The organism is Streptomyces sp. NPDC056479, from assembly GCF_042795335.1.
GTDB lineage: Bacteria > Actinomycetota > Actinomycetes > Streptomycetales > Streptomycetaceae > Streptomyces.
Window position 1 is genome coordinate 658763 of the sequence record NZ_JBHTRZ010000002.1, and the last position, 20334, is coordinate 679096.

A 20334-nucleotide genomic window follows, 5' to 3' on the forward strand; every position below is an offset into this window, starting at 1 on the left:
GACGGACCTCCCGGCGGGCGTGGCGCGGGGGCGCTGCTTAGCGTGGGCAGGGTGAGCACGCTGCCCCCCTCCCGTCCGGCCGTGGCCGCCCATGGCTGGGTGCAGGCCGTCGTCGTGGTGCTGGCCGGGGTGGTCGCTATGGGGGTGGTCGCCTCGCTCGGGCTGTGGGCGGCCGGGGCGGCGGACCTCCCGGACGGAGCGTTCCCCCGGGTCGCCGCGGCGACCGTGGTCACGGCCGTCGGCGGCACGGTGGAGCTTTCGGGGAGCGCAGGAGGGCTGGCCGAGTCGGATGCCGGGCTGACCGTGATCCCGCTGTCCGTCACGCTCACCGGCGCTCTCGTGCTGGCCGCCGGTTTCCTGTGGCCGCTGCGGCACCGGGCCGTCGCCGGTGCCGGGGAGCTGGCGGGGTGGGCCGGCAGGATCGCCGTACTGTGGCTGGCCGCGTTGCTGGCGCTGGCCTTCTCCGCCCGTCAGACCTTCTCCCTCTCCCTGCGCGACCTTGGGCAGGACGCGCTGGGCGACCTCGGTGACCTGTTCGGCATCTCACCCGAGGTGGGCTTCACCACGGACGTCCTGGTGACCGTGTTCTTCGGGCTGCTGTGGCTGGCGGGCGTGCTGGTGCTGGCCCTGCTGGTCTCGCGCGGGGCCCCGCTGCCGGGGCGGCTGCTGCGCTTCCAGGAGTCGGTACGGCCGGCGGCGTACGCCATGGTGGTGCTGCTGCTCGCTTACGTCGGGCTGGGTGTCGTCATCGGCCTGGTCGTCGCGGCGACGCGCGGGCAGGCGGCCGAGACCTTCGCGGTGATCCTGCTCGGGCTGCCGAACCTGGTGTGGCTCGCCCTGACGATCGGGCTCGGCGCGACCTGGAACGGCCGGGTGGACGGGCCGTTCGGGCTGCCCATGCCGCATGTGCTCGACGAGGTGCTGCGCGGCAAGGACGTCGCCGAGCTCAATCTGGGCACCCTCGCCGAGCACGACGGGCGGGTGTGGTGGCTGGTCGTCGTCGACGCGGTGCTGCTGCTGGCCGCCGCTTTCGTGATGGCCAGGCGTTCGCCGGCCCGGATGCGGGCCTGGCAGCACGCCGTGCACATGGCCGTGGCGCTGGCGCTCACGGTGCTGATGATCTGCCTGGTCGGCCGGATCTCCGCGCACTACGGGCTCTCGGTCCTCGGCATCGGCGACCTGGGCGGGGACCTGGGCGGCGAGCTGTTCCTGCGGCCCGAGGTGTGGACGGCCCTGGGACTGGCGTTGCTGTGGGGGCTGGTCACCGGGTTCCTCGGCGGGCTGCTGGCGCGCCGGGTACGGCACCGGGGCGAGGTCGCGGCGCCGCCCGCCGGACGCTGAGCGGGGCACCGTTCACCGCCGGAAGACCGGCTCGGCCCAGCGGGGCGGGGGCTGCGGCGGACTCATCGCGGGCTCCCTCACCGCGTCCCTCGCGGACTCTCTCGCCGCGTCCTGCCCAGACCCTCTCCGCAGTCCTACGACCCTGAGGTCGACCTCCGTCGGCGCGTGCCCCTCCCCGGTGCCACCCGCCACGGCGGCGCGCAGCTCGGCGACGAAGGCGAGGCAGGAGTCCTGACGGTGGTCCGGGTTCTTGGCGAGCGCCCTGCCGAACACGGCGTCGACGGGCGGGGCGAGATCCGGTCGCGCCTCGGTCAGGGGCGGCGGCTCGTCGTACTGGTGGGCCCACAGCAGGGCCATGTCCTCGTCGCGGCGGAACGGCGGACGGCCGGCCAGGCACTCGTAGACCACACAGGCGAACCCGTAGACGTCGCAGCGCGCGTCGACCGGCTTGCCGGAGATCTGCTCGGGGGCCACGTAGTCGAGGGTGCCGACGAACTGGCCGACGGTGGTGACGCCGGTCAGGGACAGGGACTTCTTCGTCAGACCGAAGTCGGTGAGGTAGACGTGCTCGGGGTGGTCGCTGTCGGTGCCGCGCGCGACGAGGATGTTGCCGGGCTTCACATCCCGGTGGACCAGCCCGTGCTCGTGTGCCGCGTCGAGGGCGGAGGCGACCTGCGCGGCGATGCGCAGGGCCGTCCCGGGGGGCAACGGGCCCTGGCGGTCCAGGAGATGACGCAGGTCGCTGCCGGCGACGTAGCGCATGGCGATGTACAGGACGCCGTCCGTCTCGCCCGCCTCGAAGACCGGCACGATGTGCGGGTGGTCGATCGCGGCGGCCGCCCGGGACTCATGGGTGAAGCGGCGCCGGAAGGTGTCGTTGCGGGCGAGTTCCGGGGCGAGCAGCTTCAGCGCCACGGTCCGGTCCAGGCGCAGGTCACGGGCGCGGTAGACCACGGCCATGCCGCCCCGGCCGATCTCGCGCTCGATGCGGTAGCCCGCGACCTGCCGGCCCACCAGCTCGGAGGGCCGGCCCGAGAACAGGCTCGTGTCACGGGCCATCGGGCGTCACGACCTGGGTCGAAGCATGGCCGGGCTCCCCTTGGGCGCGCGGCCCGTCGTCCGCGGCGTAGGTGCTCAGCCGGGTGCCGTCCGCGTACGCCCACCGCCCGTGCTCGGCGTCGTACAGCCACACGGACTCCCCGTCGACGACGACCCCGACCCGCAGCCCTCGCGTGCGGGCGCGGAACGCCTCGCCGTCCAGGCCGCCGGCCGCGAGGTCCTCGACCGCGGAGCGGTAGCCGCCCAGGGCCCGCTCGGCGCGGGCGAGCAGGGGGCGCGGGTCGGCGGTGCGGGCCGGTGGGCCCGCGTCGGTGGTGGGCGGGTCCGGGGGTACGGCGACCAGGAAGCGGCCGTCGACCCAGGCCGACCAGCCGTTGGCGCACAGGATGCGCCCCCAGTCGCCGCGCCGTTCGACGAGCTGGACCGGCAGGAGCGGGTCTAGGGGCACGGTGGGCCGGGCGGGGTCGGGGGCCTCCCAGGCGGGCATGCCGTGACCGGGGACGACGTGGGTGGGCCGGAAGCCGGGTGCAGTCATCGTCCGCGCCTACTTCCGCATCACGACGGGTTCGCGTCGGCGCAGCAGCCGCGAGACGAGGAACCCGAAGACCACGGACAGCACGACCAGCATGGCCACGTTGAGCAGCCACACGCCGATCGAGTGCTCGAACAGCGGGTCGTCGGTCAGGTCGCCCGGTACGATCCGGGCCAGTTCGACGGTGCCGGCCATCGCGCCGAGCGCCCATCGCGAGGGCACCAGCCAGGACAGCTGCTCCAGGCCGGGGACGCCGTGCAGCTTGAGCAGGGCGCCGCAGAAGACGACCTGGACGATGGCGAGCAGCACCAGCAGCGGCATCGTCACCTCCTCCTTGCGCACCAGCGCGGAGACGACCAGACCGAGCATCATCGCCGTGAAGGCGAGCAGCGCGACGGCGACGGTGATTTCGACGAGGGGCGACATCAACACGCCTTCGCCGCCCGGGGCGTTCAGATCGACGCCGAGCAGCGCGACCAGGGTCAGCACGACGGCCTGGAGCACGGTGATCGTCCCGAGGACCACCACCTTGGACATCAGGTACGCCGATCTGGACAGGCCGACGGCCCGCTCCCGCTGGTAGATGACGCGCTCCTTGACGAGCTCGCGCACGGCGTTCGCCGAGCCCGTCAGGACGCCGCCGACGCACAGGATCAGCAGCGTGTTCATCGCCGACTCCTGGGTCAATCTGCCGCCCGCGAGGGCACGGGCCATCGCGCCCATGACGAAGGGCAGGGCGATCATGATGATGAGGAACGTCCGGTCGGCGCTGAGCGCGGCCGTGTAGCGGCGCACCAGCGTGCGCAGCTGGGCGCCCCGGCCGCGCGGCCGGGGCGGGCGGCCGACCGCGACCGGACCGTTGCCGGGCCTGCTCGGCTGCGCGGTCGCATCGGCGATGTACTGCTGGTGGTAGAGCGAGGTGCGGTAGTCCCCGGCCCAGTCGCGTTCCTGGTCGTGCTCGAAGGCCTCGAATGCCTCCGGCCAGTGCTCGAAGCCGAAGAAGGCCAAGGCCTCCTCGGGCGGCCCGTAGTAGGCGATGCGGCCGCCGGGCGCCAGGACGAGGAGCCGGTCGCAGACGTCGAGGCTGAGCACGCTGTGGGTGACGACGATGACGGTGCGGCCGTCGTCGGCCAGGCCGCGCAGCATGTGCATGACCGAGCGGTCCATGCCGGGGTCGAGCCCGGACGTCGGCTCGTCGAGGAACAGCAGCGACGGCTTGGTCAACAGCTCCAGGGCGACGCTGACGCGCTTGCGCTGCCCGCCCGAGAGGCGGTGCACATGCTGCCCGCCGCGCTGCTCCAGGCCGAGCTCGCGGATGACCTCGTCGACCCGGGCGCGCCGTTCGGCCTTCGCGGTGTCCTGGGGGAAGCGCAGCTCGGCGGCGTAGGACAGGGCGCTGCGGACGGTGAGTTGGGCGTGCAGGATGTCGTCCTGCGGGACCAGACCGATGCGCTGGCGCAGCTCCGCGTAGTCGCGGTAGAGGTCGCGGCCGTCGTAGAGCACGGTGCCCTGGTCGGCGGGGCGCTGTCCGGTGAGGGCGTTGAGGAGGGTGGACTTGCCCGCGCCGCTCGGGCCCACGACGGCGAGCAGGCACTTCTCCGCCACCGGGAAGGAGACGTGGTCGAGGAGGGTCCTGCGGCCGTGGTCGACGGTGACGGCGAGGTCCTGCACCTCGAGGGAGATCTCGCCGGTGTCGACGTACTCCTGGAGCTGCTCGCCGACCAGGCAGAACGCGGAGTGTCCGATGCCGACGATGTCGCCGGGGCCGATCGGGGCTGCGGTGACCGGGCGGCCGTTGAGATAGGTGCGGTTGTGGCTGCCGAGGTCGGCGATCTCGTACGTCCCGTCGGGCAGGGCGCGCAGCTCGGCGTGGTGGCGGGAGACGACCAGGTCGTCGATGACCAGGTCGTTGTCGGCGGCGCGGCCGATGCGGACGGTGCGGGTGGGCAGTGGCCGGACGTTGGTGGGCTGCCGGAAGGTGCCCGTGTGTCCTGGCATGGAGACGGCCGAGGGCCGCTGCGGCGCCCGGGTCGGGGCGGGGCGGTCGAGCAGGACCGCGCGAGGGCCGTCGGTGGGATTGCCGAAGCGGATGACGGTGCCGGGGCCGACGTCCCACTGCTGGATGGGGTGCCCGTCGGTGTAGGTGCCGTTCGTGCTGTTCGCGTCGGCGAGTGTCCAGCGGCCGGCCTCGGGCCGCAGCACCGCGTGGTGCCAGGAGACCCGGGAGTCGTCGATGACGATGTCGCTGAGCGGGTCACGGCCGACGGAGTAGTCACGGCCCGGGGTCATCACGGTCGAGCCCGACTCGGTCTCCAGGACGAGTACGGGCGCAGTCGGTGCGACCGAACGCTCCGCCATGCCAGGATTCTATCGATCTGCCCCTGTATGCGCCTGCCTGCGCACGGGGTGGAGATCGCTCGGGGAAGGGGTCAGGCGACGGGTACGACCAGCGCCGGGATGGTCCGCTGCATACGCAGCGCGTCCACGGACTCGGCGAGCAGTTCGTACTCGGTGGTGTCGTCGCTCACGGCGATACGCACCAGCCGTCCGGCCGCCAACTCGTCGGCGACCAGCTCCTGCTGGCGGACGTCACCGCACCACTTGCGCAGCACGGCGGGGACGTCGGGCGCGGTGTCGGCGACCGGAACGAGCGCGTTCGGGGGGAAGTGCTCGGCCTCCGGTCGCGGATCTAATCGTTCGGCCATCCACGACGCCCGGTCGCGTAACCACCACAGGGCGAGGGCCAGGGTGGGTGCCCGGTAGGTTCCGAGAGGTACTCCGATGCGTCGCCCGCCGCAGACGCCGTACGCGGTGACATGGCAAAGGAACTCGTCGTGCACGTGGCCTCCCCCCGTGATGCCGTGTTCGCCTGTCGGCGGACCTCGCTTTCCGTGCGGCTCGTGAGCGGTGCGTGAGGACGTCGTCGCCCCATGTGATGCGCCCTCGTAGTTGAGTATGTTCACTACTGAAACACTGTCACCACGACTTTCCGGCCAGTCTCCTGGCATATTCACAGCAATCGTTGGCCGAAATGCGGCGGGTACACGTCAACGCCATGTTCGGCGTGCATTACCTCGGGCGTAATCGAGCTTTCCGGCGGGGGCGGGCATCGTTGCGGTACCGGGTCGCCGCGAACGGGATCCGGGTTCTCAGCAGCAGTTGCGACCTCGATGGAGGCTGATCGCCCATGTCCGCGCACACCGATCGATACGAGAGCGCCGTCACCCGCTACTTCGAGGCCTGGAATTCGCGCGAACCGGAGGACCTGTCGAAGGCGGTCGCCGTCACCTGGGCCGAGGACGGCACCTACACCGACCCCCTCTCGTACGTCGGAGGTCACGCGGAGATCGCGGCGGTGATAACGGCCGCCCATGAGCAGTTCCCGGGTTTCGCCTTCCGGCTCGCCGGCCCCGTGGACGGCCACCACGACACGGCCCGCTTCGCCTGGGAGCTGGTCAATGAGGCCGACGGCTCGGCGCCGGTGGCCGGGTCCGACGTGATCACGCTGGACGGCGACGGACGGATCAAGACCGTCCTCGGCTTCCTGGACCGGGTGCCCACCGGCGCGTGAGCGATGAGTTCCGCGTCTCGCGGCGGTCTGTCCAGTGAAAGCCGGAGAGACCGCCGCGAACGGAGGACATCATGACCACCGGTGCGCATGTGGACGCGGAATTCACCGCCGTTCTGCGCAAGAGCCCGAACAAGGGCGGTTGGACCTATGTCGTGTGGCCGGAGTCCGTCGACTTCTTCGGCACCCGCGGACTGGTCAAGATCCGCGGGACGATCGACGGACATCCGTTCCAGGGCTCGTTCATGGCCCTCGGAGACGGCACCCACAAGCTCCCCGTCAAAGCCGATGTGCGCAACGCCATCGGGAAGCGGGAGGGCGACTCCGTGACCGTCCGTCTGACGGAACGGCTCAGCCCTTGATCACCGCGTCGATCCGGGCCAGCTCATCCGCCTCGAAGTCCAGGTTGCCGGCCGCGGCGACGCTGTCCTCGATCTGCCGGGCACTGCTCGCGCCGACCAGCGCGGAGGTCACCCGGCCGCCGCGCAGGACCCAGGCCAGGGCCAGCTGGGCCAGCGTCTGACCGCGAGACTTGGCGATGTCGTCGAGGGCGCGCAGCCTGCCGACCAGGTCCTCGGTCACCGCGTCCGAGTTCAGGAACGGGCTGTCGCTCGCGGCCCGCGAGCCCTCCGGGATGCCGTCGAGGTAGCGGCCGGTCAGCAGGCCCTGCTCCAGCGGGGAGAAGACGATGGAGCCGACCTGGAGCTCGTCCAGGGCGTCGAGCAGGCCCTCGTCCTCGGGGCGGCGGTCGAGCAGCGAGTAGCGGGGCTGATGGATGAGCAGCGGGGTGCCCAGCTCGCCCAGGATGCGGGCGGCCTCGCGGGTCTGCTCGGCCGAGTAGTTGGAGACGCCCACGTACAGCGCCTTGCCCTGCTGCACCGCCGAGTGCAGGGCGCCCATCGTCTCCTCCAGCGGAGTCTCCGGGTCGGGGCGGTGCGAGTAGAAGATGTCGACGTAGTCCAGGCCCATCCGCGTCAGGCTCTGGTCGAGCGAGGACAGCAGGTACTTGCGCGAGCCCCACTCGCCGTACGGGCCCGGCCACATCAGATAGCCGGCCTTGGTGGAGATGATCAGCTCGTCGCGGTACGGCGCGAAGTCCGCCTTCAGAGCCTCGCCGAACGCGGACTCGGCGGCGCCGGGCGGCGGGCCGTAGTTGTTGGCCAGGTCGAAGTGGGTGACACCGAGGTCGAAGGCGCGGCGCAGGATGGCCCGCTGGGTCTCGACCGGGCGGTCCGGACCGAAGTTGTGCCACAGTCCGAGGGACAGCGCGGGGAGCTTGAGGCCGCTGCGTCCGGTGCGCCGGTAGGGCATGTCCGCGTAGCGGTCGGGGTGTGCGGTGTACAACGCGACTCCAGAGGGGTTGGCACACGAAGGACGGCTCCGCAGAGCCGGGTATTCCAGTCACCGTCCATGCTGTCGCGACCTGCGGGCAGTGGTCCAACAGGTAAATCAGATGGGATTCAGCGGCTACGCTGCTCAATCATGGAACTGCGCCATCTCCAGCATTTCGTGGCGGTCGCCGAGGACCAGCACTTCACCCGGGCGGCCGAGCGCCTGCTCGTGTCCCAGTCGGGCCTGTCGGCCTCGATCCGGGCTCTGGAGCGGGAGTTGCAGACACCGCTGTTCGTGCGCACGACCCGCAGAGTGACCCTCACTCCGGCGGGCCGGGCCCTGCTGTGCGAGGCCGAGCGGATCCTGGCGCAGGTGCGGGCCGCCCATGAGGCGGTGGCCGCGGTACAGGGCGTGCTGCGCGGGATGCTGGCCCTCGGGTCCGAGCAGTGCATCGCCGGGGTGCATGTGGCGGGGCTGCTCGCGGCCTTCCGGCGGGAACATCCGGACGTGGAGATCTGTCTGCGGCAGGCCGGTTCGGGCGCGCTGGCGGAGGAGGTCGCGGCCGGGCGCCTCGATCTGGCCTTCGCCGTGCGGACCGCGCAGGAGGACACCGACCAGTTGCGCGTCGTACCACTGACCAGCGAGCCGATGACCGTCCTGTGCCATCCGAGCCACCGGCTCGCGACCGCCGGGGCCGCGGTCACCCCGGAGGAACTGGGCGGAGAGGTCTTCGTCGACTTCCACCCGGACTGGGGGCCGCGCCGGGCGACCGACGCGGTGTTCGCCGCCGCGGGCGTACGGCGGACGGTGTCCCTGGAGGTCAACGATGTGCACAGCCTGCTGGACCTGGTGGACGAGGACCTCGGCATTGCCGTCGTACCGCGCCACTTCCGGCACAAGCGGCCGGCCCTGACCGCGCTGCCGGTGAAGGGCACCGGCGAGACCGTCTACGAGACGGTCGCCCTGCTGCCGCCGGCCCAGGCCACGAGCCCGGCGGCCCGGGCCCTGATGACCCTGCTGGAAACCGAAGGCGCCTGACGGACGGGTGCGCGATGGTGGACCCATGCATGCCAAGGACATCCTCATCGACGGGTTCAACCGCATCCAGGAAGAGGTCCACGCCGCGGTCGAGGGCCTCGGCCCCGACGCCCTGCACGCCCGGCCGTCCGCCGACGCCAATTCCATCGCCTGGCTCGTCTGGCATCTCACCCGGGTCCAGGACGATCACATCGCCGACGCCTTCGAGCTCGACCAGGTGTGGCTGACCCAGGACTACCAGAAGACCTTCGGGCTCGACCTGCCGCGCCGCGACACCGGCTACGGCCACACCTCGGCGAAGGTCGCCAAGGTGCGCGTCGACTCCGGCGACCTGCTGACCGGCTACTACGACGCCGTGCACGCCCAGACGCTGGGGGCGCTGCGCGAGGTGGCCGCCAAGGATCTGGAGCGCATCGTGGACGAGCGCTGGGATCCACCGGTCACTCTGGGCGTACGGCTGGTCAGCGTCCTGTCCGACGATCTCCAGCACGTCGGACAGGCCGCCTACATCCGCGGGCTGGTGTCCTAGACGGAGTCCGCGAGCCGCCTCACAGCTCGGCCGCGTAGCCCGGCAGTACGACGTCCTCGATGAGGGCCTTGCGCTCGTCGAAGGGGACGAACGCGCTCTTCAGGGCGTTCACCGTGACCGTGCGCAGGTCCTCGACCGTCCAGCCGGCCTCCTGGACCAGCAGCGACATCTCCCGGGTCATCGTCGTCCCCGACACCAGACGGTTGTCGGTGTTGAGGGTGACCCGGAAGCCCAGGTCCTTCAGCGCGGTGATCGGGTGTCCGGCTATCGAGGTGGCGGCGCCGGTCTGGAGGTTGGACGTCGGGCACATCTCCAGCGCGATACGCCGGTCGCGCACCCAGCCGGCCAGGCGGCCGAGCTTGCCGTCCACGATGTCGTCGGTGATGCGCACGCCGTGGCCTATGCGCTGGGCGCCGCAGATCTGGAGGGCCTGGTGGATGCTGGACAGGCCGTCGGCCTCGCCGGCGTGGATGGTGAACGGCACGCTCTCGCGGCGCAGGTGCTCGAAGGCGGCCAGGTGGTCGGCGGCGGGGAAGCCGGCCTCGGCACCGGCGATGTCGAAGCCGACGACACCGGCGTCCCGGAAGGCGACGGCCAGGTCGGCGGCCTCGCGCACCCGGTCGAACATCCGCATGCCGCACAGCAGGGTGCCGACCCGCACCGGGGTCCCGGCGGCCGCGGCCTTGGCCATGCCCGCCGCGAGCCCCTCCTGGACGGTCTCGACGACCTCGGCCAGGGTCAGCCCGCCGTTGGTGTTCAGCTCGGGGGCGTAGCGCACCTCGCCGTACACGACACCGTCGGCGGCCAGGTCGAGGACGTACTCCTCGGCGGTGCGCAGCAGCCCCTCGCGGCTCTGCATCACGGCGAGGGTGTGCTCGAAGGTGGCGATGTAGCGGACCAGGTCACCGGAGTTCGCGGCCTCGAAGTACCAGGCGGCGAGCTCGTCCGGGTCGGTGGTGGGCAGGGTGTGGCCGACCGCTTCCGCGAGCTCCACCACGGTGGCGGGGCGCAGGCCGCCGTCGAGGTGGTCGTGCAGGACGGCCTTGGGGAGGCGGCGGATCACTTCGGCGTCTACGCGCGTAGCGGTCATGGCGTGGTCTTTCTCGATCGGGGCGGTTCGAAGCGGCGGGAGGCGGGTCAGCCGACGGGCTGGAGCAGGTCCCAGCGGTTGCCGTACAGATCCTGGAAGACGGCGACCGAGCCGTACGGCTCGTGCCGGGGTTCCTCCAGGAAGGTCACGCCCGCGGCGAGCATCCGGTCGTGATCACGGGCGAAGTCCTCGGTGTGCAGGAAGAACCCGACGCGCCCGCCGGTCTGGTCACCGACCCGGGTGCGCTGCTCCTCACCCTTGGCGCGGGCCAGCAGCAGTGCGGTGCCCTGCTCGCCGGGCTGGACGACGACCCAGCGGGAGCCGTCCGGGCGCGGGGTGTCCTCGACGAGCCGGAAGCCGAGGGCTTCCGTGTAGAAGCGGATCGCCTCGTCGTAGTCGTCGACGACGAGGGTGACCAGGGCGATGCGGCTCATCAGGACCTTCCGGGGCAGTCGGTTGACGGGAGAGGTTATACGTAAAACTTCGGCGGCGCCAGTCATGACCGGGACCACGGTCCTACGCCTGCCGCCCGAGGTGCGACGGGTCGTCGGCGACTAGCGTTCCGGGCATGACGATCATGGAGACGCCGCGCAGCCCCGAGGACCGCAAGCGGGACGTTCTGGACCGGCTGGAGCGGGAGACGGACATCTGGGTGGCCTCGGCGGACGCCGACGGAGTGCCGTGCCTGGTCGCGCTGTGGTTCGTCTGGGACGGCGAGGCGCTCTGGATGGCCACGCGCCCCGGCAACCCCACGGGCCGCAACCTCCGCACCGGCCGCCGGACGCGGCTGGCCTTCGGCGACACCCGCGACGTCGTTCTCATCGACGGCGACGTGGACGTCCACGACTGCGAGGAGGTGCCGGCCGCGGCGGCCGAGGCGTTCCTCGCGAAGACGGGCTGGGATCCCCGCGGCGACTCCGCGAGGTATGCCTTCTACCGGGTGAGTCCGCGATCGGTGCAGGCATGGCATGAGGTGCGCGAACTGCCGCAACGGCATCTGATGCGAAACGGAACGTGGCTTGTCTGAACAAGTTTCCTGCGTACGTCCCTTCGCCATCCATTTCCCGCACAACTGTTACCTAGGAGTAATCCCTGATGATTTGATGTGCGGCGCCACTCAACCCCCTTCGATCACAGGGAGATCCAGTGACGCTCATCGCACACCGCCGTGCACAGGGCTCGGCCGTGCTCGCGCTCTCGCTCGCCACCGCCGGTCTCGTGGGCGCGGCGCCCGAGGCGTCGGCCGCCGAGCAGACTCCGCCGCTCAAGGTGCTGTCGTACAACGTCTTCCTGTTCAGCAAGTCCCTGTACCCGAACTGGGGCCAGGATCACCGGGCCGCGGAGATCGCCAAGGCTCCGTTCACCCAGGGCAACGACGTCGTCGTGTTCCAGGAGGCATTCGACAACTCCTCCTCGGACGCGCTGAAGAGCTCGCTCGCGGGCCGCTACCCGTACCAGACCCCGGTGGTCGGGCGCAGCAAGAGCGGCTGGGACGCCACCGGCGGCGCGTACTCGGCGACCACGCCCGAGGACGGCGGGGTCACGATCCTCAGCAAGTGGCCGATAGTGCGCAAGGAACAGTGGGTCTACAAGGACGCCTGCGGGGCGGACTGGTGGTCCAACAAGGGCTTCGCGTATGTGGTGCTGAACGTGAACGGCACCAAGGTGCACGTCGTCGGCACGCACGCGCAGTCGACGGATCCCGGCTGTGACGCCGGTGAGGCCGCCGCGATGCGCAGCCGGCAGTTCAGGACGATCGACGCGTTCCTGGACGCCAAGAACATCCCGGCGAACGAGCAGGTGCTGCTCGCCGGTGACCTGAACGTCGACTCGCGCACCTCCGAGTACGCCTCGATGCTCGCCGACGGCGGGCTGGTGGGGGCAGACGCGCGCACCGGGCACCCGTACTCCTTCGACACGCAGGAGAACTCCATCGCCCGCGACCGCTACCCCGACGACCCGCGCGAGGACCTGGACTACGTCCTGCACCGCTCGGGTCACGCCCGTCCGGCGGTCTGGAAGAACGACGTCGTCAAGGAGCAGAGCGCGCCCTGGACGGTGTCGAGCTGGGGCACGGACTACACCTACACGAACCTGTCCGACCACTACCCGGTGACCGGGTCCGCGGGCTGAGCACTCCGGAAGGCCCGGCTCAACCGGTCTGCTCGCGCGCCCCGTTGAGCCGGGCCAGCTCCTCCGGGGTGAGGCGCAGGGCCCCCGCGGCCACGTTCTCGGCCAGGTGGTCCGGGTTGCCGGTGCCGGGGATGGCCAGGACGTGCGGCCCCTGATGCAGGGTCCAGGCGATGCGCACCTGGGCGGGGCTCGCGCCGTGCGCCCGCGCCACGTTGAGCACCTCGTCGTCGTGGGCGGCGGTCGCGCCCTGCTCTCCCACCTCCCCGGCGACGGCGTAGAACGGCACGAAGGCGATGCCCTGCTCGCCGCACAGGCGCAGAAGCTCGTCGGCCTCGGGGTCGGGCCGGTCGAGCGCGTACCGGTTCTGCACGCACACCACCGGCGCGATGGCCCGCGCCTCGGCGAGATGCCGTGGCTCCACGGCGGAGATGCCGAGGTGCCGGATCAGCCCGTCCTCCCGCAGCTCGGCCAGCGCGCCGAAGTGCTCGGCGATGGAGTCCTGCCCCATCCGGCGCAGGTAGACGAGATCCAGGTGGTCGCGGCCGAGCTGGCGCAGGTTCTCCTCGACATGGCCGCGCAGTTGCTCGGGGCGGGCGGAGGTGCCCCAGTCGCCGCCCTGGTCGCGGTGGGGACCCACCTTGGTGGCGATGACCAGGCCGTCGGGGTACGGCGCCAGCGCGGTGTTGATCAGTTCGTTGGCGGAGCGCAGGGCCGAGAAGTAGAAGGCCGCCGTGTCGATGTGATCGACGCCGAGCTCGACCGCCTTGCGCAGTACGGCGATCGAGCGTCCCCGGTCGCTCGGAGTGCCGTGGTGGAAGGCGGCGCTGCCCGTGAGCCGCATCGCGCCGAAGCCGACGCGGTTCACGGACAGGTCGCCGGACTTCCAGGTGCCCGCGGCGTCCGCGGTGATCGTTTCGGAGGTCATCGGCGGAGTCTCGCACACGTCACGGGCACGCGCGGGGCGTCAGCAGTAGAGGTTGCCGCCCGGCGAGACGCCGAGGATCGAGGTGAACCGGTTGTAGGCGTCGACGCGGCTCTGCACCTGGGCCGGGTTCTTGCCGTCGCACTCCAGGGAGCCGTTGATGGAGCGGATGGTCTGGCCGAAGCCGGCCTGGTTCACCATCGCGTTGTGCGGGGTCATCGTCCCGGGACCGGACTGGGTGTTCCAGTACCAAAGGCCGGTCTTCCAGGCGACGGCAGCCTCGTTCTGTACCCGCCAGGGGTTGTTGAGCAGGTCGATGCCGAGCGCGTCACCGGCGGCCTTGTAGTTGAAGTTCCAGCTGAGCTGGATGGGGCCGCGTCCGTAGTAGGCGTCCTGGCCGGCGGGGCAGCCGTAGGGCTGGCTGCGGTCGCAGTAGTGGGGGTAGTTGGCGGTGTTCTGCTCGACGATGTGGACGAGTCCGCCGGTCTCGTGGTTGACGTTGGCGAGGAAGGCCGCGGCCTCCTGCTTCTTCACGGTGTCGCTGCCGGTGTTGGCGAAGCCCGGGTAGGCACTGAGGGCGGCGGTCAGGCCGCTGTACGTGTAGAACGAATTCCGGTTCGGGAACATCTGGTTGAACTGCGCCTCGCTGACGACGAACCCGGCGGCGGACGCGCTGGGGGCCGGCTGGAGGAGGAGCGCGGCGCTGCCCAGGGCTAGTGAGGAGACAATTGCGGCTATACGGCGCCTCGACACAGGATCAACTCCTTTGCGGAGCACGGCCGCACCCGTACAAGGGCAGGGGACGGGAGCACCTTGTGCGCACGCACCGACGGTGTCGGTCACGGCGTGGGGGCGGCCGTGGTGGGGGGTGTGGGGACACACTCAACCGCTTTGGTCTGTACCAGTCAAGGGTGTAGACCAGACAAGGTATAGACCAAGCAACGGGGTTCGTTCCGCCGGGAGTCGAGGCGGCCCGGTCAGCGCACCGCCCGCCCCGCGTACGCACGGACGTCGGCGTCCGCGTCGTCGACCGCGGTGGCCAGTGCCGTACGGGCTTCCTCGTGCGCGGCATGCCGTAGCAGGGCGAGTACCGCGGCCTTGCGCACATCGGCGTCCGCGTCGCCCAGCAGTCCGGTGAGAGCGGGAACGCCGTGTTCCGGTGCCGCCCCGCCGAGTGCCTTGGCGGCACCGGCGCGGACCTGCCAGGCCGGGTCGGTGAGCGCCGCCGTCACGGTGGAGAGGAGTCCGTGCGGGACGCCGAGGACTCCCAGGGCTTCGAGCGCCGCGGCGCGTACCAGCGCGTCGGCGTCGTGGATCAGGCGGCGCAGAGCGGTCGGCGGGCCGTCCCCCGCGCCCGTCAGGTGCGGGGCCAGGGCGGCGAACCCGCGCGCCACGGCGACCCGTACCTCCCGCGCGGCGTCACCGGCCGCCTCGGACAACGGATCGACCGCGTCCACCGACACCAGGGCACGTACGGCGGCCAGGCGCACGTCGATGCCCGGGTCGGCCAGGTGCCCGGCGAACAGTGCCGCGTCCCCGAGGCGCAGGGCGCGCAGCACGTCCAGGGCCGCCGCGCGTGCCGCCGGATCGGATGCCGTGAGGGCGGAGACCAGCGGGGCGCGCAACTCCGCTTCCGCGGGCAGGACTTCGGCGAGCTCGCGCAACGAGGAGGCGGCCGCGGCACGCACCTCTCCATCGCTGTCTTGCAGGGCATGGGCCAGCGCAGGGCCCACTCCGGGTGGTGCCGTCTCCGTCAGCGCCGCCACCGCCCCGAGCCGCACGGCGGGATCCCCGTCCTTCAAGTAGGGCTCCAGGGCCTGCAGATCGGGTTCCTCCTCCGTCAGCGCGACGAGTTCGAGGAGCCGTTCCCGAGCGGATTCCGACGAGGTTCCCTGCGTCGTGCCGCCGGCCGGCGGGGCGTCATCCGGAGCCTCGTCGGACGCTGCCGGGGCTGCCTCCGCACGTCCCGCCGTCGCGGTCGGCAGGGCATGCACCTCACCCAGGTGGCGGGGCGGGCCGCCGGTGGGGGTGAACTCCGGCACCGGGACCAGGTACGGGTCGACGGGGCGCGCCGTGAACTCCATCGCCCCGGTCGGGCCCCTGCGCAGGTCGAGGTGGTGCAGCCAGGCCGTGTCGTCCCGCTGCGGATGGTCCAGGCGCTCGTGGTAGAGCCCCCAGCGGGACTCGGTGCGGGCGAGGGACGACCTCGCCGCCATCTCGGCGCAGTCGCGGATGAACGACACCTCGGCGCAGCGCATCAGTTCGTGCGGCGTGCTCGCCCCCATGCCGGCGATCTCGTCCCGCATCCGCTCGAAGTGCTCCAGCGCGAGGGAGAGCCGGGCCCCGCTCTTGGGCGGAGCGACATAGTCGTTCACGAAGCGGCGCAGCTTGTACTCGACCTGGGGCTGTGGCGGTCCCTCCGGATTGCGCAGCGGCCGGTAGATCAGCTCATGGGCCTCGGCCAGCTGCTCACGCGGCAACTCGCCCTCGTACGCGGTGTACTGAGCGGCGTCCTCGCCCGCAAGGTCGCCGTAGACGAACGCGCCGATCATGTAGTTGTGCGGTACGCAGGCCAGGTCACCGGCCGCGTACAGGCGCGGCACGGTGGTGCGGGCGTGGTCGTCCACCCGTACTCCGGAGGCGGAGTGGCCGCCGCACAGGCCGATCTCGGAGATGTGCATCTCCACGTCGTGCGTGCGGTAGTCGTGCCCGCGCCCGGCATGGAAGGTGCCGCGGGTGGGGCGCTCGGTGGAGTGCAGGATCGATTCCAGCGCCGAGACCGACTCCTCCGGCAGATGGCTGAGCTTGAGGTAGACCGGCCCGCGGTCGGAGGCCACCTCGGCGGCGAACTCCGCCATCATCTGCCCGGACCAGTAGTCGGAGTCGACGAAGCGCTGCCCGTGCCGGTTCACCTGGTAGCCACCGAAGGGGTTGGCGACGTAGGCGCAGGCCGGGCCGTTGTAGTCCTTGATGAGCGGGTTGATCTGGAAGCACTCGATGCCGGTGAGCTCGGCGCCCGCGTGATACGCCATCGCGTAGCCGTCGCCCGCGTTGGTCGGGTTCTCGTACGTGCCGTACAGATAGCCGCTCGCGGGCAGCCCAAGGCGTCCGCAGGCCCCGGTCGCGAGGATCACCGCACCCGCCCGCACGACCACGAAGGCACCGGTGCGGGTGTTGAACGCGACGGCACCGACCGCCCTGCCCTCGGCGGTCAGGACCCGCACCGGCATCAGCCGGTTCTCGATACGGACCTTCTCGCGCACCTCCCGCCTGCGCAGCTGCCGGTAGAGGACCTTCTTGACGTCCTTGCCCTCGGGCATGGGCAGCACGTACGAGCCCGAGCGGTGCACCTGGCGGACCGCGTACTCGCCGTGCTCGTCCTTCTCGAACTTCACGCCGTACGACTCCAGACGCTGCACCATCTCGAAGCCCCGGGTGGCCGTCTGACGGACCGTCGACTGGTCGACGATGCCGTCGTTGGCGCGGGTGATCTCGGCGACGTAGTCGTCCGGTTCGGCACGGCCGGGGATGACGGCGTTGTTGACCCCGTCCATGCCCATGGCCAGCGCTCCGGAGTGCCGTACGTGAGCCTTCTCCAGCAGCAGCACGGAGGCGCCGCGCCCGGCGGCGGTCAGCGCGGCCATGGTGCCGGCGGTGCCGCCGCCGATCACGAGGACGTCGCAGCTCAGCTCCTCGGCCGAGTCGAGGGCGGGGATCTCCGTCAGGGGCGCGGGGGTCATGGCGGGGTGCCTTTCAGGACGTACGAGGGCTGCCGAGGGACTCTCAGGACGTACGGGAGCCGAGGGAGTCGAGGATGTCGCGGCGCAGGGCCACGGTCGCCGGGTCGTCGCGGGCCCCGCGGTCACGGGGCCGGGGCACCGTACGGACGCCGGTGAGGCCGCCCTCGCCGAGCAGCGCCACCCGGTCGCCGAGGAACAGGGCCTCGTCCACGTCGTGGGTGACGAAGACGACGGTGGCGCCCGTCCCGTGCAGTGCCTGCACCAGCAACTGCTGCATACCGGCCCGCGTCTGGGCATCCAGCGCACCGAACGGCTCGTCCATCAGCACGGCGCGCGGCTGGCCGGCGAGGGCGCGGGCGAGCTGGACGCGCTGGCGCTGTCCGCCGGAGAGCCGGTGCGGCAACTGCCGCTCCCGGCCCGCCAGTCCGACCCGGTCCAGCCACTCCTGTGCCCTGGACCTGCGCTCGGTGCGGCCCAGTCCCCTGATGGCCAGGGGCAGTTCGACGTTGGCGAGGGCCGTGCGCCACGGCAGCAGCGCGTCCTCCTGGAAGACCAGCGCCCGGTCCGCGCCGGGCGCGGTGATGGGCCGCCCGTCCTGCGCGACCTCTCCGGCGAGCGCCGGCAACAGCCCGGCCAGGGTGCGCAGCAGGGTCGACTTCCCGCACCCGGACGGGCCGACGACGGTAAGGATCTCGCCGGGGGCGGCTTCGAGATCGAGGTCGTGGAGCACGGCGGCGCCCGGTCGTCCGAGCAGCGCGCCGGTGAGGCTGAGGCGTGCTCCCGACGCGGTCCCGCCGGTCCGTGGCGAGGCGGCGGAGGTGGTGACGGTGTCCGAGTGGGTGGTCATGAGGTCGCCTTCCCCTCGCGGCGCGGCAGCCAGTGCGTGAGCCTGCGTCCCAGGAGCTCCACCAGCGTGGACGTCAGCCAGCCGAGCAGGCCGATGCTGACGATGCCGGTGAAGACACCCGGATAGTCGATGACCGTGTAGTCCTGCCAGGTGCGGTAGCCGATCCCGTACTCGCCGGAGATCATCTCCGCGGAGATCACACAGATCCACGAGACGCCGATCCCGACCGACAGTCCGCCGAAGATCCCCGGGAGCGCGCCGGGCAGCACCACGGAGGCGAGCACCCGCCACCGTCCGCCGCCCATCGTGAGCACCGCCTCCTCCCACACCGGGACCAGGGCGCGCACCGCGTGCCGGGTGGCGACCAGCACCGGGAAGAACGCGGCGGTGAAGGTGATGAAGACGATGCCCTCCTCGTTGCTGGGGAAGAGCAGGATCGCCACGGGCACCAGCGCGATGGCCGGGATGGGCCGCAGCACCTCCAGGACCGGCCCGAGCAGGTCCGCGGCCCAGCGGGAGCGGCCGACGGCCACGCCCGCCGCGACGCCGAGCACGGCCGCCAGCAGGAAGCCGGTGATGATCCGGCGCAGGCTGTCGATCACGTCCTGCCAGTACGCACCGTCGCCGAGCCGCTCCCCGAACTTCCCGGCCACGTCGGTGACGGACGGGAACTGGTCGAAACGCAGCCACAGTTGGACGTCGAGCGTGGTGAGCAGCTGCCACAGTCCGAGTGCCGCGAGCAACGACAGGACGCGTACGACGGGGCGCAACCGGTGCGTGCGCCGCACGGGTGTCGGGACCTGCTCCGGCGACGCCTTCCTCGTCGGGGCGGTCAGCGCGGTCATGACGCCTGCTCCAGCGCGGCGGCGTAGGAGACGGTACGGGCGCCGGGGTGGGCCTGGGTGTACGCGCGGGCGCCGGAGGCGGTGACGAAGGGGCTCACCTTCTGGCCCTGTCGGACCCAGACGGCCCTGTCCGCGTACCAGCGGGTGCCGGTGGTGGCATCCGGGACGTATGCGGCGCGTATCTGGTTCTTGTGCGCGGCGACGAACTCCAGCAGTGCGGCGGGCGAGTCGAAGGCCCGGGTGCGGTCCTCGCCCTTGAGCCACACCTCGTTGCCCGAGGGTGCGGGCGTGGCGGCGAGCTGCTTCGCGTAGGCGCTGCCGTAGAGCCGCTTCAGCGGGCCGTCGTCGACGAAGGCGTCCACGTCCACGTCACCCACGAGCTTCGCCGAGCGCAGCACCGGTACGTCCTTCTTCAGCGCGGCGACGAGCTGCGGCTTGACGGCCGGGTCGAAGGTGGCGATACCGCCGCTGCCGTTGTAGAGGTAGACGACCTCCGCGGGCAGGCCGGTGGCCTCGGCGACCTTCTCGGCGGCCTGCACGGGGTGTTCGTTCAGATAGCGCGTGGCGTCGATCTGCGCGGCGAGGAAGGCGTCGAGCACCTTCGGCCGCTGCTCGGCGAAGTCCTTGCGGACCGTCACTCCGTGAAAGGTCGGCAGGTTCAGTTCGGCGCCGTCGTACAGGGCCTTCGCCTTGCCCTGGAAGGCGAGCAGTCCGGGCCAGGCCACGAACTGCGACAGGGCGTCGGTGCTGCCGGCCTGGAGGGCCGAAGCACCCACCGACGGCTGCTGGTTGAGCTTGCGGATGTCCTCGTTCGGGTCGAGTCCGGCCTGCTGGAGCGCTCGTACGAGGGTTCCGTCGGCCGCCGAACCGACGCTGGTGGAGACGGTCTTGCCCTTCAGGTCCTTGAGCGAGCCGAGTTTCGACTGCGGTGCCGTCACCACGGTGTTGAGGGCGCCGCGCAGGTTGTAGCCGGTGACCGCGACAAGACGGGTGGGACGGTTCAGCTGCTTGCCGCGGGCGGCGTTGATGAGCAGCGGGAAGTCGCCCATGGACCCGATGTCGATCTTTCCGGCGGTCATCTGGGCGGTGATGGGCGCGCCGGTGGCGTAGTCCTGCCAGTCGACCTTGTAGGTGATGCCGTCCCGTTTGCCCTGTGCGGCGAGTTCGCGTTCGAAGTAGCCGAGGGAGCGCAGCAGGGTGCCGGCGGTCACGGTGTTGATGGTCTTGGACTGGTAGCCGACGGTGACCGTGACGTGGGTGGCGTCGCCGGCGGACGCGTCGCCGCCGCAGCCGGTGAGGAGGGTGCCGAGGAGAGCGGCCGCGAGAAGGGCGGCGGGAGTCGTGCGTTTCATTGTCGG

The 20334-nt window shown here is 71.4% G+C and carries 20 protein-coding genes; 7 read left to right on the forward strand and 13 right to left on the reverse strand.

From position 1 onward, the window contains the following. Positions 1 to 51: 51 nt before the first annotated feature. Entirely contained in the window at positions 52 to 1341 is a 1290-nt protein-coding gene (locus ACFQ6S_RS09170; RefSeq protein WP_383405371.1) for a streptophobe family protein, read from the forward strand. Between the two features lie 12 nt (positions 1342 to 1353). Here the strand turns inward: ACFQ6S_RS09170 and ACFQ6S_RS09175 are convergent, their stop codons facing one another. From ACFQ6S_RS09175 to ACFQ6S_RS09190, 4 genes are all read right to left on the reverse strand, one after another. Beyond that, positions 1354 to 2400, reverse strand: coding sequence for a serine/threonine-protein kinase (locus ACFQ6S_RS09175; RefSeq protein WP_383405373.1), 1047 nt, complete (start codon positions 2398 to 2400; stop codon positions 1354 to 1356). Beyond that, complete coding sequence (locus ACFQ6S_RS09180; protein ID WP_383405375.1) at positions 2390 to 2935, reverse strand: hypothetical protein; 546 nt, start codon at positions 2933 to 2935, stop codon at positions 2390 to 2392. The genes ACFQ6S_RS09175 and ACFQ6S_RS09180 overlap by 11 nt, the downstream gene beginning before the upstream one ends. Positions 2936 to 2944: 9 nt before the next feature. Continuing rightward, entirely contained in the window at positions 2945 to 5290 is a 2346-nt protein-coding gene (locus tag ACFQ6S_RS09185; RefSeq protein ID WP_383405377.1) for an FHA domain-containing protein, read from the reverse strand. A 71-nt stretch (positions 5291 to 5361) separates the two neighbouring features. Further along, positions 5362 to 5772, reverse strand: a complete 411-nt coding sequence (locus ACFQ6S_RS09190) for a hypothetical protein (protein ID WP_383405379.1) — start codon at positions 5770 to 5772, stop codon at positions 5362 to 5364. A 347-nt stretch (positions 5773 to 6119) separates the two neighbouring features. On the opposite strand from ACFQ6S_RS09190, the gene ACFQ6S_RS09195 reads away from it, so the two are divergent. Both ACFQ6S_RS09195 and ACFQ6S_RS09200 read left to right on the forward strand, forming a co-directional pair. Further along, positions 6120 to 6503 (forward strand): nuclear transport factor 2 family protein, encoded by a 384-nt coding sequence (locus ACFQ6S_RS09195; RefSeq protein WP_383405380.1) that lies wholly within the window; start codon positions 6120 to 6122, stop codon positions 6501 to 6503. A 71-nt stretch (positions 6504 to 6574) separates the two neighbouring features. Further along, entirely contained in the window at positions 6575 to 6862 is a 288-nt protein-coding gene (locus ACFQ6S_RS09200) for a DUF1905 domain-containing protein (RefSeq protein ID WP_383405382.1), read from the forward strand. Here ACFQ6S_RS09200 and mgrA read toward each other — a convergent pair. After that, positions 6852 to 7844: an L-glyceraldehyde 3-phosphate reductase gene (gene mgrA, locus ACFQ6S_RS09205; protein WP_383405384.1), complete on the reverse strand. Its 993-nt coding sequence runs from the start codon at positions 7842 to 7844 to the stop codon at positions 6852 to 6854. The genes ACFQ6S_RS09200 and mgrA overlap by 11 nt on opposite strands. A gap of 138 nt (positions 7845 to 7982) precedes the next feature. On the opposite strand from mgrA, the gene ACFQ6S_RS09210 reads away from it, so the two are divergent. Continuing rightward, a complete protein-coding gene (locus ACFQ6S_RS09210) occupies positions 7983 to 8870 on the forward strand; it encodes a LysR substrate-binding domain-containing protein (protein ID WP_383405386.1) in 888 nt (295 codons plus the stop codon). 25 nt (positions 8871 to 8895) lie between these two features. Then, on the forward strand, positions 8896 to 9399 hold the full coding sequence (locus tag ACFQ6S_RS09215) for a DUF664 domain-containing protein (RefSeq protein WP_383405388.1): 504 nt from the start codon (positions 8896 to 8898) through the stop codon (positions 9397 to 9399). Between the two features lie 19 nt (positions 9400 to 9418). On the opposite strand, the gene ACFQ6S_RS09220 is transcribed toward ACFQ6S_RS09215, so the two are convergent. Next, positions 9419 to 10489 carry an adenosine deaminase gene (locus tag ACFQ6S_RS09220; protein ID WP_383405390.1) on the reverse strand — a complete coding sequence of 357 codons (1071 nt, stop codon included), beginning with the start codon at positions 10487 to 10489 and terminating at the stop codon, positions 9419 to 9421. A 47-nt stretch (positions 10490 to 10536) separates the two neighbouring features. After that, positions 10537 to 10923 (reverse strand): VOC family protein, encoded by a 387-nt coding sequence (locus ACFQ6S_RS09225; RefSeq protein ID WP_383405392.1) that lies wholly within the window; start codon positions 10921 to 10923, stop codon positions 10537 to 10539. 134 nt (positions 10924 to 11057) lie between these two features. Here ACFQ6S_RS09225 and ACFQ6S_RS09230 point away from each other — a divergent pair, with 134 nt between their 5' ends. Then, positions 11058 to 11516, forward strand: coding sequence for a pyridoxamine 5'-phosphate oxidase family protein (locus ACFQ6S_RS09230; protein ID WP_383405394.1), 459 nt, complete (start codon positions 11058 to 11060; stop codon positions 11514 to 11516). 119 nt (positions 11517 to 11635) lie between these two features. After that, positions 11636 to 12622 carry a sphingomyelin phosphodiesterase gene (gene sph / locus ACFQ6S_RS09235; protein ID WP_383405396.1) on the forward strand — a complete coding sequence of 329 codons (987 nt, stop codon included), beginning with the start codon at positions 11636 to 11638 and terminating at the stop codon, positions 12620 to 12622. Between the two features lie 19 nt (positions 12623 to 12641). Here sph and ACFQ6S_RS09240 read toward each other — a convergent pair whose 3' ends face one another. The 6 genes from ACFQ6S_RS09240 to ACFQ6S_RS09265 all read right to left on the reverse strand — a co-directional run bounded on the left by ACFQ6S_RS09240 (position 12642) and on the right by ACFQ6S_RS09265 (position 20328). After that, positions 12642 to 13547 carry an aldo/keto reductase gene (locus ACFQ6S_RS09240; RefSeq protein ID WP_383405398.1) on the reverse strand — a complete coding sequence of 302 codons (906 nt, stop codon included), beginning with the start codon at positions 13545 to 13547 and terminating at the stop codon, positions 12642 to 12644. Positions 13548 to 13586: 39 nt separating this feature from the next. Continuing rightward, positions 13587 to 14297 (reverse strand): chitinase, encoded by a 711-nt coding sequence (locus ACFQ6S_RS09245; protein ID WP_383405399.1) that lies wholly within the window; start codon positions 14295 to 14297, stop codon positions 13587 to 13589. A gap of 224 nt (positions 14298 to 14521) precedes the next feature. Beyond that, positions 14522 to 17284: a fumarate reductase/succinate dehydrogenase flavoprotein subunit gene (locus ACFQ6S_RS09250; RefSeq protein WP_383405401.1), complete on the reverse strand. Its 2763-nt coding sequence runs from the start codon at positions 17282 to 17284 to the stop codon at positions 14522 to 14524. 43 nt (positions 17285 to 17327) lie between these two features. Continuing rightward, positions 17328 to 18131 (reverse strand): ABC transporter ATP-binding protein, encoded by an 804-nt coding sequence (locus ACFQ6S_RS09255; RefSeq protein WP_383405403.1) that lies wholly within the window; start codon positions 18129 to 18131, stop codon positions 17328 to 17330. After that, a complete protein-coding gene (locus ACFQ6S_RS09260) occupies positions 18128 to 18976 on the reverse strand; it encodes an ABC transporter permease (protein ID WP_383405405.1) in 849 nt (282 codons plus the stop codon). The genes ACFQ6S_RS09255 and ACFQ6S_RS09260 overlap by 4 nt, the downstream gene beginning before the upstream one ends. Beyond that, positions 18973 to 20328 carry an ABC transporter substrate-binding protein gene (locus ACFQ6S_RS09265; protein WP_383405407.1) on the reverse strand — a complete coding sequence of 452 codons (1356 nt, stop codon included), beginning with the start codon at positions 20326 to 20328 and terminating at the stop codon, positions 18973 to 18975. Before ACFQ6S_RS09265 ends, ACFQ6S_RS09260 begins: the two co-directional genes overlap by 4 nt. Between the last annotated feature and the right edge of the window lie 6 nt (positions 20329 to 20334).

Coding starts and splice junctions, on each gene's coding strand:
- ACFQ6S_RS09175 (WP_383405373.1), bottom strand. CDS start 2,400: ATGGCCCGTGACACGAGCCTGTTCTCGGGCCGGCCCTCCGAGCTGGTG.
- ACFQ6S_RS09180 (WP_383405375.1), bottom strand. CDS start 2,935: ATGACTGCACCCGGCTTCCGGCCCACCCACGTCGTCCCCGGTCACGGC.
- ACFQ6S_RS09185 (WP_383405377.1), bottom strand. CDS start 5,290: ATGGCGGAGCGTTCGGTCGCACCGACTGCGCCCGTACTCGTCCTGGAG.
- ACFQ6S_RS09195 (WP_383405380.1), top strand. CDS start 6,120: ATGTCCGCGCACACCGATCGATACGAGAGCGCCGTCACCCGCTACTTC.
- ACFQ6S_RS09200 (WP_383405382.1), top strand. CDS start 6,575: ATGACCACCGGTGCGCATGTGGACGCGGAATTCACCGCCGTTCTGCGC.
- ACFQ6S_RS09210 (WP_383405386.1), top strand. CDS start 7,983: ATGGAACTGCGCCATCTCCAGCATTTCGTGGCGGTCGCCGAGGACCAG.
- ACFQ6S_RS09215 (WP_383405388.1), top strand. CDS start 8,896: ATGCATGCCAAGGACATCCTCATCGACGGGTTCAACCGCATCCAGGAA.
- ACFQ6S_RS09220 (WP_383405390.1), bottom strand. CDS start 10,489: ATGACCGCTACGCGCGTAGACGCCGAAGTGATCCGCCGCCTCCCCAAG.
- ACFQ6S_RS09225 (WP_383405392.1), bottom strand. CDS start 10,923: ATGAGCCGCATCGCCCTGGTCACCCTCGTCGTCGACGACTACGACGAG.
- ACFQ6S_RS09230 (WP_383405394.1), top strand. CDS start 11,058: ATGACGATCATGGAGACGCCGCGCAGCCCCGAGGACCGCAAGCGGGAC.
- ACFQ6S_RS09240 (WP_383405398.1), bottom strand. CDS start 13,547: ATGACCTCCGAAACGATCACCGCGGACGCCGCGGGCACCTGGAAGTCC.
- ACFQ6S_RS09250 (WP_383405401.1), bottom strand. CDS start 17,284: ATGACCCCCGCGCCCCTGACGGAGATCCCCGCCCTCGACTCGGCCGAG.
- ACFQ6S_RS09255 (WP_383405403.1), bottom strand. CDS start 18,131: ATGACCACCCACTCGGACACCGTCACCACCTCCGCCGCCTCGCCACGG.
- ACFQ6S_RS09260 (WP_383405405.1), bottom strand. CDS start 18,976: ATGACCGCGCTGACCGCCCCGACGAGGAAGGCGTCGCCGGAGCAGGTC.
- ACFQ6S_RS09265 (WP_383405407.1), bottom strand. CDS start 20,328: ATGAAACGCACGACTCCCGCCGCCCTTCTCGCGGCCGCTCTCCTCGGC.